The sequence below is a fragment of the Streptomyces sp. NPDC051563 genome, assembly GCF_044454225.1.
Taxonomy (GTDB): domain Bacteria; phylum Actinomycetota; class Actinomycetes; order Streptomycetales; family Streptomycetaceae; genus Streptomyces.
On sequence record NZ_JBITDL010000064.1, the window covers coordinates 1 to 14598 of the forward strand.

Sequence of the window (14598 nt, forward strand, 5' to 3'; positions counted from 1 at the left end):
CTCCCCGTCCCCTCGGCCCCCCCCGGGCGGGGTGCGCCGGGGCGGGGGCCCCCCCCCAAGGCGGCCGGCCCCCCCCCCCCCCCCCCGCGGTGGGGGGGGGGCCCCCCCCCCCCCCCACACCCGGCGCGGTGTTCATGTTCGGCCTAGGCGGGAGGGTGGTGGCCGCGCCGGGCCCTCAGGAGGCCGGCGGGGCGGCCGGCGGGGCGGCGGGCGGGGTCTCCAGTGACGCTCCGGGCTTGATCTTGAACGAGTGGAGCGCGGCGCCGTGCACGCCCTCGCCGGGGCCGAGGGGGGTCGCGCTGTACGGGGGTCCCCCGCAGTTCTCCGCCGCGTAGAGGAAGACGGCCGAGGAGCTGTGGTTGCTGACCGAGCCGAAGGAGCTTCCCTCGGGAGCCTCCGGGAAGACCTCCGCGAGGGTGTAGCAACGGCCGTCCTGCGGGGAGGTGATGAGCTTGACCGGGGCGCCGACGAGCCGTCCTCCGTCGCCGGGTGTGCTCAGCGCGACCTGTACGTCGCCGACGGCTGCCGTAGCCGGAGAGGCCGGGAGGGTCAGGGCGAGTACCAGTGCGGTTCCCGCCGCGAGGGGCAGCCCGCCCCGGCGGGTGGTAGGCCGATGGAGCATGGGAGCCTCCAGGATGTCGGCGGACGGGGTTCCCCCACGCCGCCCAGTATCCGCCGGGGCCGGTCTCCGCGCACCCGCGGTGGCAACGCACCCGGTGTGACGCGCGGCTGCGGCCACCGCCCGCAGCGCGGAGGTGCAGCGGCCCGAAACGGCGCGGGCCGGCCGCGGGGTGCGCGGCCGGCCCGGGTCGGAACGAGGGTCAGACGAGGTCGAACCGGTCCAGGTTCATGACCTTGGTCCAGGCGGCGACGAAGTCCTTGACGAACTTCTCCTTCGCGTCGTCGCTCGCGTAGACCTCCGCGAGCGCGCGCAGCTCGGAGTTCGACCCGAAGACCAGGTCGACGCGGCTGCCGGTCCACTTGACCTTGCCCGTGGCGTCGTCACGGGCCTCGAAGGTGTTCGCGTCCTCGGAGGTCGGCTTCCAGGTCGTCCCCAGGTCGAGCAGGTTGACGAAGAAGTCGTTGGTGAGCGCCCCGGGGGTCGCGGTGAGGACACCGAGCGGCGACTGCTGGTGGTTCGCCCCGAGCACGCGCAGGCCGCCGACGAGGACGGTGGTCTCGGGAGCGCTGAGGTTCAGCAGGTTCGCCTTGTCGAGCAGCAGGTACTCGGCCGGCAGGCGGTTGCCCTTGCCGAGGTAGTTGCGGAACCCGTCGGCGGCCGGCTCCAGCGCGGCGAAGGACTCCACGTCGGTCTGCTCCTGCGAGGCGTCCACGCGTCCCGGTGCGAACGGCACCTGGATCTCGACGCCGGCGTCCCTGGCGGCCTGCTCGACGCCCGCGCCGCCCGCGAGGACGATCAGGTCGGCCAGCGAGACCTCCTTGCCGCCGGACTGGGCCGAGTTGAAGGCCCCGCGGATCCCCTCCAGGGTGCGCAGTACGGTGGCCAGCTCGTCGGGGTTGTTGACCTCCCACCCGCTCTGCGGCTGGAGGCGGATGCGCGCGCCGTTGGCGCCGCCGCGCTTGTCGCTGCCGCGGAAGGAGGAGGCGGCCGCCCAGGCGGTGGAGACGAGCTGGGACACCGAGAGGTCCGAGGCGAGGACCTCGGCCTTGAGGGCGGCGACGTCCGCGTCGTCCACGAGCGAGTGCGTCGGCGCGGGGAGCGGGTCCTGCCACAGCAGGAACTCGGAGGGGACCTCGGGGCCGAGGTAGCGGACGATCGGGCCCATGTCGCGGTGGGTGAGCTTGTACCAGGCGCGGGCGAAGGCGTCGGCGAACTCGGCCGGGTTCTCGTGGAAGCGGCGCGAGATCTGCTCGTAGGCGGGGTCGATGCGCAGCGAGAGGTCGGTGGTGAGCATCGTCGGAGCGTGGGTCTTCGACGGGTCGTGCGCGTCGGGTACGGTGCCCGCCCCGGCGCCGCCCTTCGGCCGCCACTGGTGGGCGCCCGCGGGGCTCTTGAACAGCTCCCACTCGTAGCCGAAGAGGATGTCGAAGAAGGTGTTGTCCCAGGCGATCGGGGTGTTCGTCCAGATCCCCTCCAGGCCGCTGGTGATCGTGTCGCCACCCTTGCCCGTACCGAAGGAGTTGGCCCAGCCGAAGCCCTGGGCCTCGATCGGGGCGGCCTCGGGGTCGTCGCCCACGTTCTCGGAGGGTCCTGCGCCGTGGGTCTTGCCGAAGGTGTGGCCGCCCGCGATCAGGGCGACGGTCTCTTCGTCGTTCATCGCCATCCGGCGGAAGGTCTCGCGGATGTCGCGCGCCGCGGCGAGCGGGTCCGGGGTGCCGTTCGGGCCCTCGGGGTTGACGTAGATGAGGCCCATCTGGACGGCGCCGAGAGGGGTTTCCAGCTCGCGGTCGCCGGTGTAGCGCTCGTCGTCGAGCCAGGTGGTCTCGGGGCCCCAGTAGACGTCCTCGTCGGGCTCCCAGACGTCGGCGCGGCCGCCGGCGAAGCCGAAGGTCTCGAAGCCCATCGTCTCCAGGGCGACGTTGCCGGTGAGGATCATGAGGTCGGCCCAGGAGATGCTCTGGCCGTACTTCTTCTTGACCGGCCACAGCAGGCGGCGGGCCTTGTCGAGGCTCACGTTGTCCGGCCAGCTGTTGAGCGGGGCGAAGCGCTGCTGGCCGGCGCCGGCGCCGCCGCGGCCGTCGCTGATGCGGTAGGTGCCCGCGCTGTGCCAGGCCATGCGGATCATGAGCGGCCCGTAGTGGCCGAAGTCGGCGGGCCACCACTCCTGCGAGGTGGTCAGCACCTCGGCGATGTCCCGCTTGACCGCCGGCAGGTCGAGCGTGTTGAACGCCGCGGCGTAGTCGAAGCCCTCGCCGAGGGGGTTGGCCACGGCGGGGTTCTTCGCGAGGATCTTCAGGTTCAGGCGCTCCGGCCACCACTGGTGGTTTCCGCCGCCCTGGGTCGGGTGCGCGGCGCGCGTGTGCACGACCGGGCAGCCCCCGCCGCCTTCCGGCTCGTCCGTGACGATTGCATCATGGTTCTCAGAATGGTTCTCAGACATGGGAATCCTTCCGGACCGGACCAGGCGGTCGCGGTGATCAGGAACTGCATGTGATGGAACATCTTCGGGGCACGGGGACCCGGCAGCGGGCCCCCGGTTTCACGGTCGTCCCGACGCCGGGGCGGTCACCGTCACGGACGGTCTCACGTCCGGTTCCGCGCTGCTGCGGACCGTTCCTGTCCCTTGGCTATCAACACGACCGATCCTACGATGGACGCAATCCAAGTCAAGAACGACACCAAGCCCGCATCACGTCGGATCCCGGACCGCAGGCGGTAAATTCCTTGGATCCCGCCGCCCTGCCCCGCCGAACCCGAAAACGGTGAGTCGATATGAGTGACCTGCTGGAGCGGCTGCGCGAGCGCGGCTGGCGGATGACCTCCCAGCGGCGTGTCGTCGCGGAAGTGCTCGACGGCGACCACGTGCACCTCACGGCCGACGAGGTGCACGCCCGGGCCGTGGAGCGACTGCCCGAGATCTCCCGGGCCACCGTCTACAACGCGCTGGGCGAGCTGGTCTCCCTCGGCGAGGTCATGGAGGTCACCACCGACGGCCGGGCCAAACGGTACGACCCCAACGCGCACCATCCGCACCAGCACCTGGTCTGCTCGGGCTGCGGCCTGATCCGCGACGTCCACCCCACCGGGGACCCGCTGGCGGGGCTCCCGGCCGAGCAGCGGTTCGGCTTCGCGGTGTCCGGGGTCGAGGTCACCTACCGGGGGCTCTGCTCCTCCTGCGCCTGAGACGGGCCGGCGGTCCCGCCGCGTGAAACGGGCCGGGCCCGCCGCTCCGTGCGGCGGGCCCGGCCCGGAATTCGCCCGTACGAGACCGGGCGCGCGGTGTGCGAGGTGGACGTCAGCCCAGCTGGACGTCGGAGTCGGGCTGGGCGACCTTGAACAGCGCACGGGCGATCACGGGCCCGTTTGTCGTGCGGGTCGGGCAGCTTGTCCACGAGGCCGGCGCGCACCATCTCGTCGATCAGGTGGCTGACCCTGGTCCGGCTGAGGACAGGTCTGCTGGAGGTTGCCGCAGCCGAAGGGGAATTCCTCGCGCACGCCGCCCTGTTGCTGCCCTGATCCCGTAACGGTGGGGCCGGGCCCGCCCCGTGGCGGACCCGGCACCGGAGCCGTTGACGGGGCGCGGTCAGACCCGGTCGGCCGCGATCAGCAGGTACTGGAAGGACCCGTCCTTGTAGGACTCAATGAAGGCCTCTTCGATGCCGGTGACCAGCGAGGACGTGGCCCGCAGCTCCCAGTAGGGCAGGGTCGCGGGGGTCAGGTCGATGACGGCCTGCGGCACGAGGCGGTTGTCCGCCATGGACCGCAGGTACTCCCGGCGCGAGTGGATGTTGCACTCGAAGTGCGCGTTGATCTGCGAGACCCACTTCGAGGGCTGGCCGTACCGCGGGTTCCAGCAGCCGGTGATGGTCACGTACCGGCCGCCGACCTTCAGGACGCGGGAGTGCTCGGCGAACAGGTCGTCCAGGTCGACGTACATGCTCGACTCGTTGTTCCAGGACGCCGAGGCCTGCCCGGTCTCGAAGGGCGTGCCGAGCATGTTGCAGACGCGGGCCCGGACGTGGTCGTCGATGCCGAGCTCGCGGGCGCGCTGGTTGGCGAAGTCGGCCTGCTTGGCCGACAGGGTGACGCCCTCGACGTTGCATCCGAAGCGCTGGTGGGCCATGACCATCGAGCCGCCGCGTCCGCAGCCGGCGTCCACGAGGGTGTCCTCGCGGCCGATGGGGCCGAGGTGGTCCAGGAGGAGTTCGGCCTGCGCCGACTCCAGCCGGTGGAGCTCGGCGACCAGCTTCTTCTCGTAGGCGGCGTCCGCGGTGTCGCCGAGGGCGGCGTGGTCGACCTCGCCGATGCCGTAGTGGTGGTGGTACAGGCCGTCCACGTCGCCGAGGCGCAGGTTCACGGGCCTGGCCTCGTTGTTCCAGTAGCGGGCGATGTCCCCCTGGTAGGGGGTCGCCGGGCCGGGAATGACGACCTGGGCCGGGGCGGCGCCGTGGGAGCCGGTGGTGCCGGTGGTGAAATCAGTGCTGGTCACTAATAGGTCCGTCCTTACCAGAAGTCGGGCAGGCTGTAGCGATAGGTATTGGTCTGGTGCCAGTAGTGGTTGCCGTCGACCCAGACGGCGACTCCCCGCAGGAAGCGCAGCACGCTCGGGACGGGGCAGGCCGCGGCCAGGGCGGCGGCCTCCGCTTCGAAGGCGTGCATGAGGTCGTTGTGGACCTCGACCGCCTTCAGGTAGCCGTCCTTGTCGGAGGTCCCCTCCCGGTCGGCGATCACCACGGGAAGGTTCATGTGCCGTCCGGGGGCGGCGAGTTCCTTGGTGTAGGAGTACAGGTCGTTGACGATCGTGGTGGCGTTCCCGGCGAGCGCGATGACCCGCTGCATGGCGGCCTGGGCGTGCAGATCGGCCGGGAGCTCGTACCCGCCGACGGTGTCGGTGATGGTGGGGCAGGGGCGGAAGTTGTTGAACTGCCGCATGGCCAGGTACTCCCACACCTCGGGGACGTACTCCGTCTGGCTCCAGGCCGCCTCGGCCAGGTACCCCAGGTGCAGCCGGGCCATGTCGTGCCGGTACCGGTCCGCCTGCGAGGGGGTGGCCTGGCGGAGGAAGTACTCCATGGCGGAGCTGTAGGCGCGCCGGGGCGCGTCCGACCGGAGCGACCCGGCCCACGCGGGCTCGTACTCCTTCGTCGTGTGCAGGGGGTCGATGGCGGTGTGCGCCAGCAGGAGACGGCCGCCGAGGCCGATGGGCGAGCCGCCGTGGTCCTCGCAGTAGCAGTCGTCGACCGCGTTCTCGGCGACCATCAGCCGGGTGGCGACCATCAGGTGCTCGATGGTGGGGGCGTCCGGGTGGCAGGCCACCATGTAGCGCCCGACGTGGAAGCCGTCGAACTGGTTCTCCCAGGCATCGGGGAACAGGTCGACCTCGTCCACCGCCCAGGCCTTGATCCGGCGGCTGACCTCCGCCACCCGCACCGGGTCCGGTTCCGGCACCGGGTGGTAGTAGAGGCCCGGGATCGGGATTCCGGCCGCCGGAGCCGCGGGCTCCGGAGCCGCCGCGGGTGCGGGGGGCTCTTCCCGGCGGGCCGGGTGCAGACCCACCGTGCCCAGACCGCTGGGTCCGCTCAGGAGCCGCTGCAGGGCAGGGCTCGGGGCGGGCGGTTCCGGCAGTACGGGCGGTACGGGACCGGCCGGCGCCGCGGGCCGGCCGGGGACTGCGGGTCCGGCCGGCAGGCCGCCGGACGCGAGGGCCTGGGCGCTGCCGAGGACGTGGGCTCCGAACTGGGCAGCGGCGCCGGGCAGGCTCGACTGCAGCGGGGAAGGCCCGGGCTCGGGCATCCGTGACTCCTTGGTGAGGTGGGTGGTCCGTCCCGGATCCCGGGCGCGCTCGGCCGGCCCGGGAGGGTCCGGGCTGTCGTCGTACAGGTCCGCCGGCCGGTCAGTCGCTGCGGCGGGCGATCTGGACGTTCTCCAGGACGCCGAGGGCGTCGGGCACCAGGATCGCGGCGGAGTAGTAGGTGGTGACCAGGTAGGAGATGATCGACTTCTCGTCGATGCCCATGAACCGGACCGACAGGCCCGGCTCGTACTCCTCGGGCAGTCCGGTCTGACGCAGGCCGATGACGCCCTGGTTGTCCTCGCCGGTGCGCATCGCGAGGATCGAGCTGGTGTTCTCCTTGCTGATGGGGATCTTGTTGCACGGCAGGATCGGGACCCCGCGCCACGCGGGGACCTGCTGGCCGCCCACGTCCACGTGGTCGGGGTAGAGCCCGCGGGCGTTCATCTCGCGGCCGATCGCCGCGATCGTGCGGGGGTGGGCGAGGAAGAGCTTGGTGCCGCGGCGGCGGCAGAGCAGCTCGTCCATGTCGTCGGGGGTGGGCGGGCCCGAGTGGGTCTGGATCCGCTGCTTGAAGGAGGCGTTGTGGAGCAGGCCGAACTCCCGGTTGTTCACCAGCTCGTGCTCCTGGCGCTCCCGCAAGGCCTCGATGGTGAGCCGGAGTTGTTCCTCGGTCTGGTTCATCGGGCCGTTGTAGAGGTCGGCGACCCTCGTGTGGACCCGCAGGACGGTCTGGGCGATGGAGAGTTCGTACTCGCGCGGCTTCGATTCGTAGTCCACGAAGGTACCGGGCAGGTCGGCCTCGCCGGTGTGGCCGGCCGACATCGCGATCTCGGCCTCGCCGTGCTTGTTCTGCCGCTGCTGCGGCAGCGAGCTGAACCGCTCGATGTGCTCCTGGAGGTGCGGCGCCTGGGCCACGATGCCGGCGAAGTCGGCGCGGGAGAGCGTGAGCAGGGTGCCGGGGGTTTCGGCGGTGGCCGTGCTGTCCCAGCGGGCGTCGGAGTCCAGCAGGGCGTTCTCGCCGAACCGGTCGCCGTCGGCGAGCACCGCGACGGAGATCTCGTCACCGTACTTGCCCTCGGAGGTCTGGCTGATCCGGCCGTGGGCGATCAAGTGGACCTGCTCGGCGGCGGCGCCCCGCTCCACCAGCACCTCACCGGCCCGGAAATCGCGCTGGACGCAGCGGCCGGCGATCGCCGCCAGCACCTCGTCGTCGTCGAAGCCGCGCAGCAGGGCCAGTTCACCGAGCTCGCGCGGGATGACCTGGACGCGGGCGCCGTCCTGGACGAACTCGATGCTTCCGTCGCCGACGGTGTAGGTCAGCCGACGGTTCACCCGGTAGGCGCCGCCCTTGGTCTCCACCCAGGGCAGCATCCTCAGCAGCCAGCGGGAGGTGATCTCCTGCATCTGCGGGGCGGACTTCGTGGTGGTGGCAAGGTTGCGGGCGGCCGACGTGCTCAGGCTGGACTGCTTGGGCGGATCCAGCTGTGCTTCCGGGCTGGTGTCAACAGTCATCGGTCGAGCTCTCCTTCATCAGCGGGTAAAGGAAGGCGAACGTCTGGGCGTCCGTCCAGATCCCGGGGAACCGTAACGGCGGTACTCCCCGGCCGACCGTGAAAAAACGATGCCGTTGCTTCGTTCTGGTGATCCTGCCCCGCAGGTGGTTTGTTTGTCAGACCGACGATTTCCAGCCGGGGGAGCACCCGGAACCGGCGGGTCGCGCCGACCTCTCTCGACAATCCGGGCCGACGCCATGGGCGCGATGCGCACATACAAGGTGGTGGAGGCCATATGGATAGCACCTGCTGGCCGTACTGGCAGATTCACCTCTTGGATGATTCACTGTGTCCGGACAGGCCGAACCGGCCGGTTTCCGTGTGCGGGACCAGTCGCCCCCTGGGGCCGATCCCTGGTTCACTGACTGCGGACACCCGCTCCCTGGGCTGCTTGCGGCTCTCGCTGTCACAGGGAACGTGGTGAAGGAAGCCCCCTGCCCGGCGATCGCGGTGTTCGCCGAGCAGGGGGCTCCGTCATGCGAGCCATCCGGTCCGTCCGGTCCGTCCGGTCAGACGTACATGTCCTTCTCGTCGTACGAAGGGCCGTAGTAGCGCTCCAGCGCCTCCAGGGACTCGTGCGTGCGCTCCAGGCTCTTGGAGATCCTCGCCCGGGAGGGGGCGGCGTCCGGGTTCCAGGTCTCCGGCTTCCACAGGGCGGAGCGGACGAAGGCCCTGGAGCAGTGGAAGTAGACCTGTTCGACCTCCACGAGGAGGGCGAGGGTGGGCCGGTGCCCCTGGACGGTCAGGTCGTCGAAGAAGGGCGCGTCGCGCAGCAGCCGGGCTCGGCCGTTGATGCGCAGGGAGTCCCCGCGGCCCGGGATCAGGAAGAGCAGACCGACGTGGGGGTTGGTGAGGACGTTGCGGAAGCCGTCCGCGCGGCGGTTTCCGGGACGGTCGGGGATCACGAGGGTGGTGTCGTCCAGGATCTTGGCGAAACCGGCCGGGTCGCCCTTGGGCGAGACGTCGCAGGTGCCGTCGGCGGCGGAGGTGGAGATCAGGCAGAGCGGGGAGTGCGCGATCCACTGCGCGTGGTGCTCGCGGAAGGTCCGCCGTTCCTTGCCCAGGGCCACCGCAGTCGGCTCGCCGAGGAGCTCGCGCAGTTCTCCCTCGGTGGTGATCTCCTCGAACGCCCCTGATTCCACAGCCACTTCTCCGCCTCCGACTGTTCGCCGGCGGCGGTCCGCCGCCGCCCCACCGCGACTATGCCACTGGTTGTGCATACGAAGGAGCACCTCCCACGAGCGGCGACCTTCAGGGAATCGTCCTAAATGCTGCTTGACCGATCAAACTTCGGCACGTAACTTCGACCGCACCAACGTGAGAGCCCCTGGAAGGAGGCGAAGCCCGGATGTCGACCATCTCCGTACCGCTTCGCCTCGCTCACCAGACCGCCTGGGCTCCGGGTCGGGTAGCACACGGCTGCTGAACGGCCCCTCTTCCGGCGTGCCCGATCGCGGCCCCGGAACTTTTACGTCACTCTGTCACCCTTTACGGCACCTCCTTGCGTGCCGGTTCGCCGCGCTCGCGGGACATCGAGCTGCGGCCACTGAACGAGAAAGCTCCTGCCATGGCGACTAGGACAGTCCGATCGACCGCGCCCCGAAACGGGGACGTACCGTGGTAGCGGCGCGGATCACGGTCAACGGGAAAGAAACACCGATCGCTCCGGCCGCAGCCCACACCACGGTGCTGGATTTCCTGCGCGACCGCGGGCTCACCGGCACCAAGGAGGGGTGCGCCGAAGGCGAATGCGGCGCCTGCTCGGTGCTCGTGGCCCGGCCGGGGGTGAACAAGCCCACCGACTGGGTGGCGGTCAACGCCTGCCTGGTTCCGGCCCTGGCCCTCGACGGCCAGGAGGTCATCACCTCCGAAGGCCTCGCCACCGTCGACGAATCCGGCGCGGCCACCGCGCTGCACCCCGTGCAGGAGGAGATGGCCGTCCGCGGCGGCTCCCAATGCGGTTACTGCACACCGGGGTTCATCTGCAGCATGGCCTCCGAGTACTACCGGCCCGACCGCTGCGCACACGCCGACCCGGCGGCGGACCCGGCGGCGGAGCCTTCCGTCAGCACCGACTCCGAGCACGGCCCGAACGGTTTCGATCTGCACGCGCTCAGCGGGAACCTGTGCCGCTGCACCGGCTACCGCCCCATCCGCGATGCCGCCTTCGCCGTCGGCGAGCCCGCCGAGGACGATGTGCTGGCGCAGCGCCGCGAGCAGTCCGCGCCCGAGGCCGCCGCCACCGAATACGCCCGGGACGACAGCGAGTTCCTGCGGCCCGGCTCCCTCGCGGAGACGGTCCGGCTGCTGGGAGAGCGGCCCGACGCGGTGGTGGTCGCCGGCAGCACCGACTGGGGTGTCGAGGTGAACATCCGCTCCCGGCAGGCGAGTTGCGTGGTCGCGGTGGACCGGCTGCCCGAACTGCGGGAGCTGCGCGTCGAGTCCGATCACGTCCTGATCGGAGCGGCGCAGACCCTCACCGAGATCGAGCGCCGCCTCGACGGCGGCGTCCCGCTCCTGGCGGAGCTGTTCCCGCAGTTCGCGTCCCGGCTCATCCGCAACAGCGCGACCCTCGGCGGCAATCTGGGGACGGGCTCCCCCATCGGCGACAGCCCGCCGGTCCTGCTCGCGCTGGAGGCCTCGCTGCTGCTGGCCGGCGCCGACGGCGAGCGCGAGGTCCCCCTGGCCGAGTACTTCACCGGCTACCGGCAGAGCGTGCGCCGTCCCGGCGAGCTGATCCGCGCGGTGCGCATCCCGCTGCCGCTGTCGCCGGTCACGGCCTTCCACAAGATCGCCAAGCGGCGTTTCGACGACATCTCCAGCGTGGCGGTCGCCTTCGCGCTCGACATCGAGGACGGGATCGTCCGCAAGGCGCGCATCGGCCTGGGCGGCGTGGCCGCCACCCCGATCCGCGCCCTCTCCACCGAGGCCGCCCTGGAGGGCGAGCCCTGGACGGCCGGGACCGTCGAGGCCGCGGCCCGGATCCTGCGGTCCGAGGGCACCCCGATGGACGACCACCGCGCCAGCGCGCTCTACCGCTCCGCGATGCTCGGCCAGAGCCTGAACAAGCTGTACGCGCAAACCACCGAGGCGGTGTCGTCATGAGCCAGTTGTCCGAGCGTCCCGAAAAGCCCGTCGTCGGGCTGTCGATGCCCCACGAGAGCGCGAACCTGCACGTCACCGGTGCGGCGCTCTACACCGACGACCTGGTCCACCGCACCAAGGACGTCCTGCACGCCTACCCGGTCCAGGTCATGAAGGCCCACGGCAGGATCACGGCGCTGCGCACCGAGCCGGCGCTCGCCGTACCGGGCGTGGTCCGCGTACTGACCGGGGCCGACGTGCCCGGCGTCAACGACGCCGGCATGAAGCACGACGAACCGCTGTTCCCCGACACGGTCATGTTCCACGGCCATGCGGTCGCCTGGGTCCTGGGCGAGACCCTGGAGTCGGCCCGGCTCGGTGCGGCGGCCGTCGAGGTGGAACTCGACGAACTGCCCTCCGTGATCACCTTGCGGGAGGCCATCGAAACCGAGAGCTTCCACGGCGCCCGCCCCCAGATGCTGACCGGTGACGTGGACGCCGGTTTCGGGGACTCCGCCCATGTGTTCACCGGGGAGTTCCAGTTCTCCGACCAGGAGCACTTCTATCTCGAAACGCACGCGGCGCTCGCCCTGCTGGACGAGAACGGGCAGATGTTCATCCAGAGCAGCACCCAGCACCCCTCCGAGACGCAGGAGATCGTCGCCCACGTCCTCGGCCTGCACAGCCACGAAGTCACCGTGCAGTGCCTGCGGATGGGCGGCGGTTTCGGCGGCAAGGAGATGCAGCCGCACGGGTTCGCGGCCGTCGCCGCGCTCGGCGCCAAGCTCACCGGCCGGCCGGTGCGGGTACGGCTCAACCGGACCCAGGACCTGACCATGTCGGGCAAGCGCCACGGGTTCCACGCCACGTGGAAGATCGGCTTCGACGCCGAGGGCCGCATCCAGGCCCTCGACGCCACCCTGACCGCCGACGGCGGCTGGAGCCTGGACCTGTCCGAGCCCGTGGTGGCCCGCGCGCTGTGCCACATCGACAACACCTACTGGATCCCCAACGCGCGCATCGCCGGCCGCATCGCCCGGACCAACAAGGTCTCCAACACGGCCTTCCGCGGTTTCGGCGGCCCCCAGGGCATGCTGGTGATCGAGGACATCATGGGCCGGTGCGCGCCGCTGCTCGGACTGGATCCGATGGAGCTGCGCGAGCGCAACTTCTACCGGCAGGGCCAGTCGACGCCGTACGGTCAGCCCGTCCCCCACCCCGAGCGGATCTCCGCGATCTGGCAGCAGGTCCGGGACGACGCCGCCCTGGCGGAGCGGGGGCGTGAGATCGCGGCCTTTAACGCCGCGCACCCGCACACCAAGCGGGCGCTGGCGATGACCGGGATCAAGTTCGGCATCTCCTTCAACCTCACCGCCTTCAACCAGGCCGGTGCGCTGGTGCTGGTCTACAAGGACGGTTCCGTCCTGATCAACCACGGCGGCACCGAGATGGGGCAGGGCCTGCACACCAAGATGCTGCAGGTGGCCGCGACCACGCTGGGCATTCCGCTGCACAAGGTGCGCCTCGCCCCGACGCGCACGGACAAGGTGCCCAACACCTCGGCCACAGCCGCCAGTGCGGGGGCGGACCTCAACGGCGCGGCGGTGAAGAACGCCTGCGAGCAGATCCGCGAGCGGCTGCTCCAGGTGGCCGGCACGCAGCTGGGTACGAACGCCTCGGACGTGCGCATCGTCGAGGGCGTCGCGCGCGCCCTGGGCGTCGACAAGGAGCTGGCCTGGGACGACCTGGTGCGCACCGCGTACTTCCAGCGGGTCCAGCTCTCGGCGGCCGGTTTCTATCGGACCGAGGGCCTGCACTGGGACGCGAAGGCGTTCCACGGCTCGCCGTTCAAGTACTTCTCGTACGGGGCCGCCGCGACCGAGGTGGAAGTGGACGGGTTCACCGGCGCGTACCGGATCCGGCGGGTGGACATCGTCCACGATGTCGGCGACAGCCTCTCCCCCATGATCGACATCGGTCAGGTCGAGGGCGGTTTCGTCCAGGGCGCGGGCTGGCTGACGCTGGAGGACATGCGCTGGGACACCGGCGACGGCCCGAACCGCGGCCGTCTGCTGACCCAGGCCGCCAGTACGTACAAGCTGCCGAGCTTCTCCGAAATGCCCGAGGCGTTCAACGTCAGGCTGATGGAGAACGCCACCGAGGAGGGCGCGGTCTACGGGTCCAAGGCGGTCGGTGAGCCCCCGCTGATGCTGGCCTTCTCGGTCCGGGAGGCCCTGCGGCAGGCGGCCGCGGAGTTCGGGCCGGCCGGAACCAGCGTGGAGCTTGCCTCGCCGGCCACGCCGGAGGCGGTGTACTGGGCGATCGAAGGGGTCCGCAAGGGCGGTGTGCCCGGCGACGGGCAGGTGGCCGCAGGCAGCGGGGCCCCCGCCGATGCCGGTGCTGATGCCGATGCAAGCGCTTTGAGCCATGTCTGACATGAGCTGGGTCGCCGCGGTCGCGCGGTTGCGGGCACGCCGGGAGGCCGGCGTGCTCGTGACCGTGGCGACCGTGCGCGGGCACGCACCCCGCAAGGCCGGTGCCAAACTCGTCGTGGGGCCGTCCGAGACCTGGGGGTCGATCGGCGGGGGCAACATCGAGGCCGTCGCCATCGACCGGGCGCGCGAGCTGTGCGGCGCGGCCGATCCGGAGCCGGAGCTGATGGAGTTCGCCCTGAACGACAAGGTGACCAGTCGGCACGGCGTGCAGTGCTGCGGCGGGGCCGTCACCGTGCTGCTCGAACCGCTGCCGGTGGTGCAGGCGGTGGCCGTCTTCGGTGTCGGGCACGTCGGGCTGGAACTGGCGCGGATCCTGGCCCGCCACGACCTCGACCTGCACCTCGTCGACAGCCGCCCCGACATGCTGACCGGGGAACGGCTCGGTGTGCTGTCGGACGCGGTGGCGCAGGTGCACGTGCACCACACCCCGCTGCTGCCCGAGACGGTGCTCGGGGAGCTGCCGCCCGGCACCCACGTCCTGATCATGACGCACGACCACGCCGAGGACGCCGCGCTGTGCGATGCGGCCCTGCGCACGCCCGGTCTCGGCTCCATCGGTCTGATCGGCTCGTCGGCGAAGTGGGCGCGGTTCCGGCAGCGGCTGGCCACCGAGGGCGGTCACGACGCCGGCACCATCGACCGGATCCAGACCCCGATCGGGCTGACCGAGATCACCGGCAAGGAGCCCGCCACGATCGCGGTGAGCGTGGCGGCGGACCTGCTCCGCGCCTTCGAGCGCGACCGCCACTGGGCGGTTCCGAACACCATCGCGGAGGTCGCGGGGGTGGCGGAGGCCACGGCCTAGGGGGTGTCCGCAAAGTGGCGCCGGGCGCCCGGAGGGCGCCCTCGCGGCGTTCGGTGCGTGCTCTCGGTGTGCCGGGCGAAAGCCCGTGTACTGGACGTACTCGGGATTTCGCCCGGTGCGCCGAGAGCACGTGCCGGGCGTCGCGAGGCAGGCGCCACTTTGCGGACACCCCCTAAAGGTTGTTGCAGAACATCTGGGATGGGGCATTCCTCTTGTATGGGTGGGGTGTTGCGGGCTGAGGTGTT

Annotated in this window: 11 protein-coding genes; 5 read left to right on the forward strand and 6 right to left on the reverse strand. The window is 71.0% G+C overall.

The window, feature by feature from the left end; translation table 11 throughout:
* Positions 1-175: 175 nt before the first annotated feature.
* Both ACIA8F_RS38755 and katG read right to left on the reverse strand, forming a co-directional pair.
* Entirely contained in the window at positions 176-622 is a 447-nt protein-coding gene (locus ACIA8F_RS38755; RefSeq protein WP_399385752.1) for a hypothetical protein, read from the reverse strand.
* 199 nt (positions 623-821) lie between these two features.
* Positions 822-3062, reverse strand: coding sequence for a catalase/peroxidase HPI (gene katG, locus ACIA8F_RS38760; protein ID WP_399385753.1), 2241 nt, complete (start codon positions 3060-3062; stop codon positions 822-824).
* 332 nt (positions 3063-3394) lie between these two features.
* On the opposite strand from katG, the gene ACIA8F_RS38765 reads away from it, so the two are divergent.
* Both ACIA8F_RS38765 and ACIA8F_RS38770 read left to right on the forward strand, forming a co-directional pair.
* Positions 3395-3805 (forward strand): Fur family transcriptional regulator, encoded by a 411-nt coding sequence (locus ACIA8F_RS38765; protein WP_399385754.1) that lies wholly within the window; start codon positions 3395-3397, stop codon positions 3803-3805.
* Between the two features lie 201 nt (positions 3806-4006).
* Positions 4007-4138 (forward strand): hypothetical protein, encoded by a 132-nt coding sequence (locus tag ACIA8F_RS38770; protein ID WP_399385755.1) that lies wholly within the window; start codon positions 4007-4009, stop codon positions 4136-4138.
* 67 nt (positions 4139-4205) lie between these two features.
* Here ACIA8F_RS38770 and ACIA8F_RS38775 read toward each other — a convergent pair whose 3' ends face one another.
* From ACIA8F_RS38775 to ACIA8F_RS38790, 4 genes are all read right to left on the reverse strand, one after another.
* Complete coding sequence (locus ACIA8F_RS38775; RefSeq protein WP_399385756.1) at positions 4206-5111, reverse strand: geranyl diphosphate 2-C-methyltransferase; 906 nt, start codon at positions 5109-5111, stop codon at positions 4206-4208.
* 14 nt (positions 5112-5125) lie between these two features.
* Positions 5126-6415 (reverse strand): family 2 encapsulin nanocompartment cargo protein terpene cyclase, encoded by a 1290-nt coding sequence (locus ACIA8F_RS38780; RefSeq protein ID WP_399385757.1) that lies wholly within the window; start codon positions 6413-6415, stop codon positions 5126-5128.
* 100 nt (positions 6416-6515) lie between these two features.
* Entirely contained in the window at positions 6516-7928 is a 1413-nt protein-coding gene (locus tag ACIA8F_RS38785) for a family 2B encapsulin nanocompartment shell protein (protein ID WP_399385758.1), read from the reverse strand.
* Between the two features lie 550 nt (positions 7929-8478).
* The gene (locus tag ACIA8F_RS38790; protein ID WP_399385759.1) at positions 8479-9117 is read right to left on the reverse strand and encodes a pyridoxamine 5'-phosphate oxidase family protein; all 639 of its coding nucleotides are present in this window, start codon (positions 9115-9117) and stop codon (positions 8479-8481) included.
* A gap of 469 nt (positions 9118-9586) precedes the next feature.
* Here ACIA8F_RS38790 and ACIA8F_RS38795 point away from each other — a divergent pair, with 469 nt between their 5' ends.
* Genes ACIA8F_RS38795 through xdhC form a run of 3 tightly spaced genes read left to right on the forward strand, consistent with a single transcriptional unit; the run spans position 9587 to position 14353 of the window.
* Complete coding sequence (locus ACIA8F_RS38795; RefSeq protein ID WP_399385760.1) at positions 9587-11074, forward strand: xanthine dehydrogenase small subunit; 1488 nt, start codon at positions 9587-9589, stop codon at positions 11072-11074.
* Positions 11071-13488, forward strand: coding sequence for a xanthine dehydrogenase molybdopterin binding subunit (xdhB, locus tag ACIA8F_RS38800; RefSeq protein WP_399385761.1), 2418 nt, complete (start codon positions 11071-11073; stop codon positions 13486-13488). Before ACIA8F_RS38795 ends, xdhB begins: the two co-directional genes overlap by 4 nt.
* A 1-nt stretch (position 13489) precedes the next feature.
* Positions 13490-14353 carry a xanthine dehydrogenase accessory protein XdhC gene (gene xdhC / locus ACIA8F_RS38805; protein WP_399385762.1) on the forward strand — a complete coding sequence of 288 codons (864 nt, stop codon included), beginning with the start codon at positions 13490-13492 and terminating at the stop codon, positions 14351-14353.
* Positions 14354-14598: the final 245 nt, after the last annotated feature.

What these genes read in the sequence shown, in the direction of transcription:
- ACIA8F_RS38765 (WP_399385754.1), top strand. Translation starts at nt 3,395, where the DNA reads ATGAGTGACCTGCTGGAGCGGCTGCGCGAGCGCGGCTGGCGGATGACC.
- xdhC (WP_399385762.1), top strand. Translation starts at nt 13,490, where the DNA reads ATGAGCTGGGTCGCCGCGGTCGCGCGGTTGCGGGCACGCCGGGAGGCC.
- ACIA8F_RS38755 (WP_399385752.1), bottom strand. Translation starts at nt 622, where the DNA reads ATGCTCCATCGGCCTACCACCCGCCGGGGCGGGCTGCCCCTCGCGGCG.
- ACIA8F_RS38785 (WP_399385758.1), bottom strand. Translation starts at nt 7,928, where the DNA reads ATGACTGTTGACACCAGCCCGGAAGCACAGCTGGATCCGCCCAAGCAG.
- ACIA8F_RS38780 (WP_399385757.1), bottom strand. Translation starts at nt 6,415, where the DNA reads ATGCCCGAGCCCGGGCCTTCCCCGCTGCAGTCGAGCCTGCCCGGCGCC.
- xdhB (WP_399385761.1), top strand. Translation starts at nt 11,071, where the DNA reads ATGAGCCAGTTGTCCGAGCGTCCCGAAAAGCCCGTCGTCGGGCTGTCG.
- katG (WP_399385753.1), bottom strand. Translation starts at nt 3,062, where the DNA reads ATGTCTGAGAACCATTCTGAGAACCATGATGCAATCGTCACGGACGAG.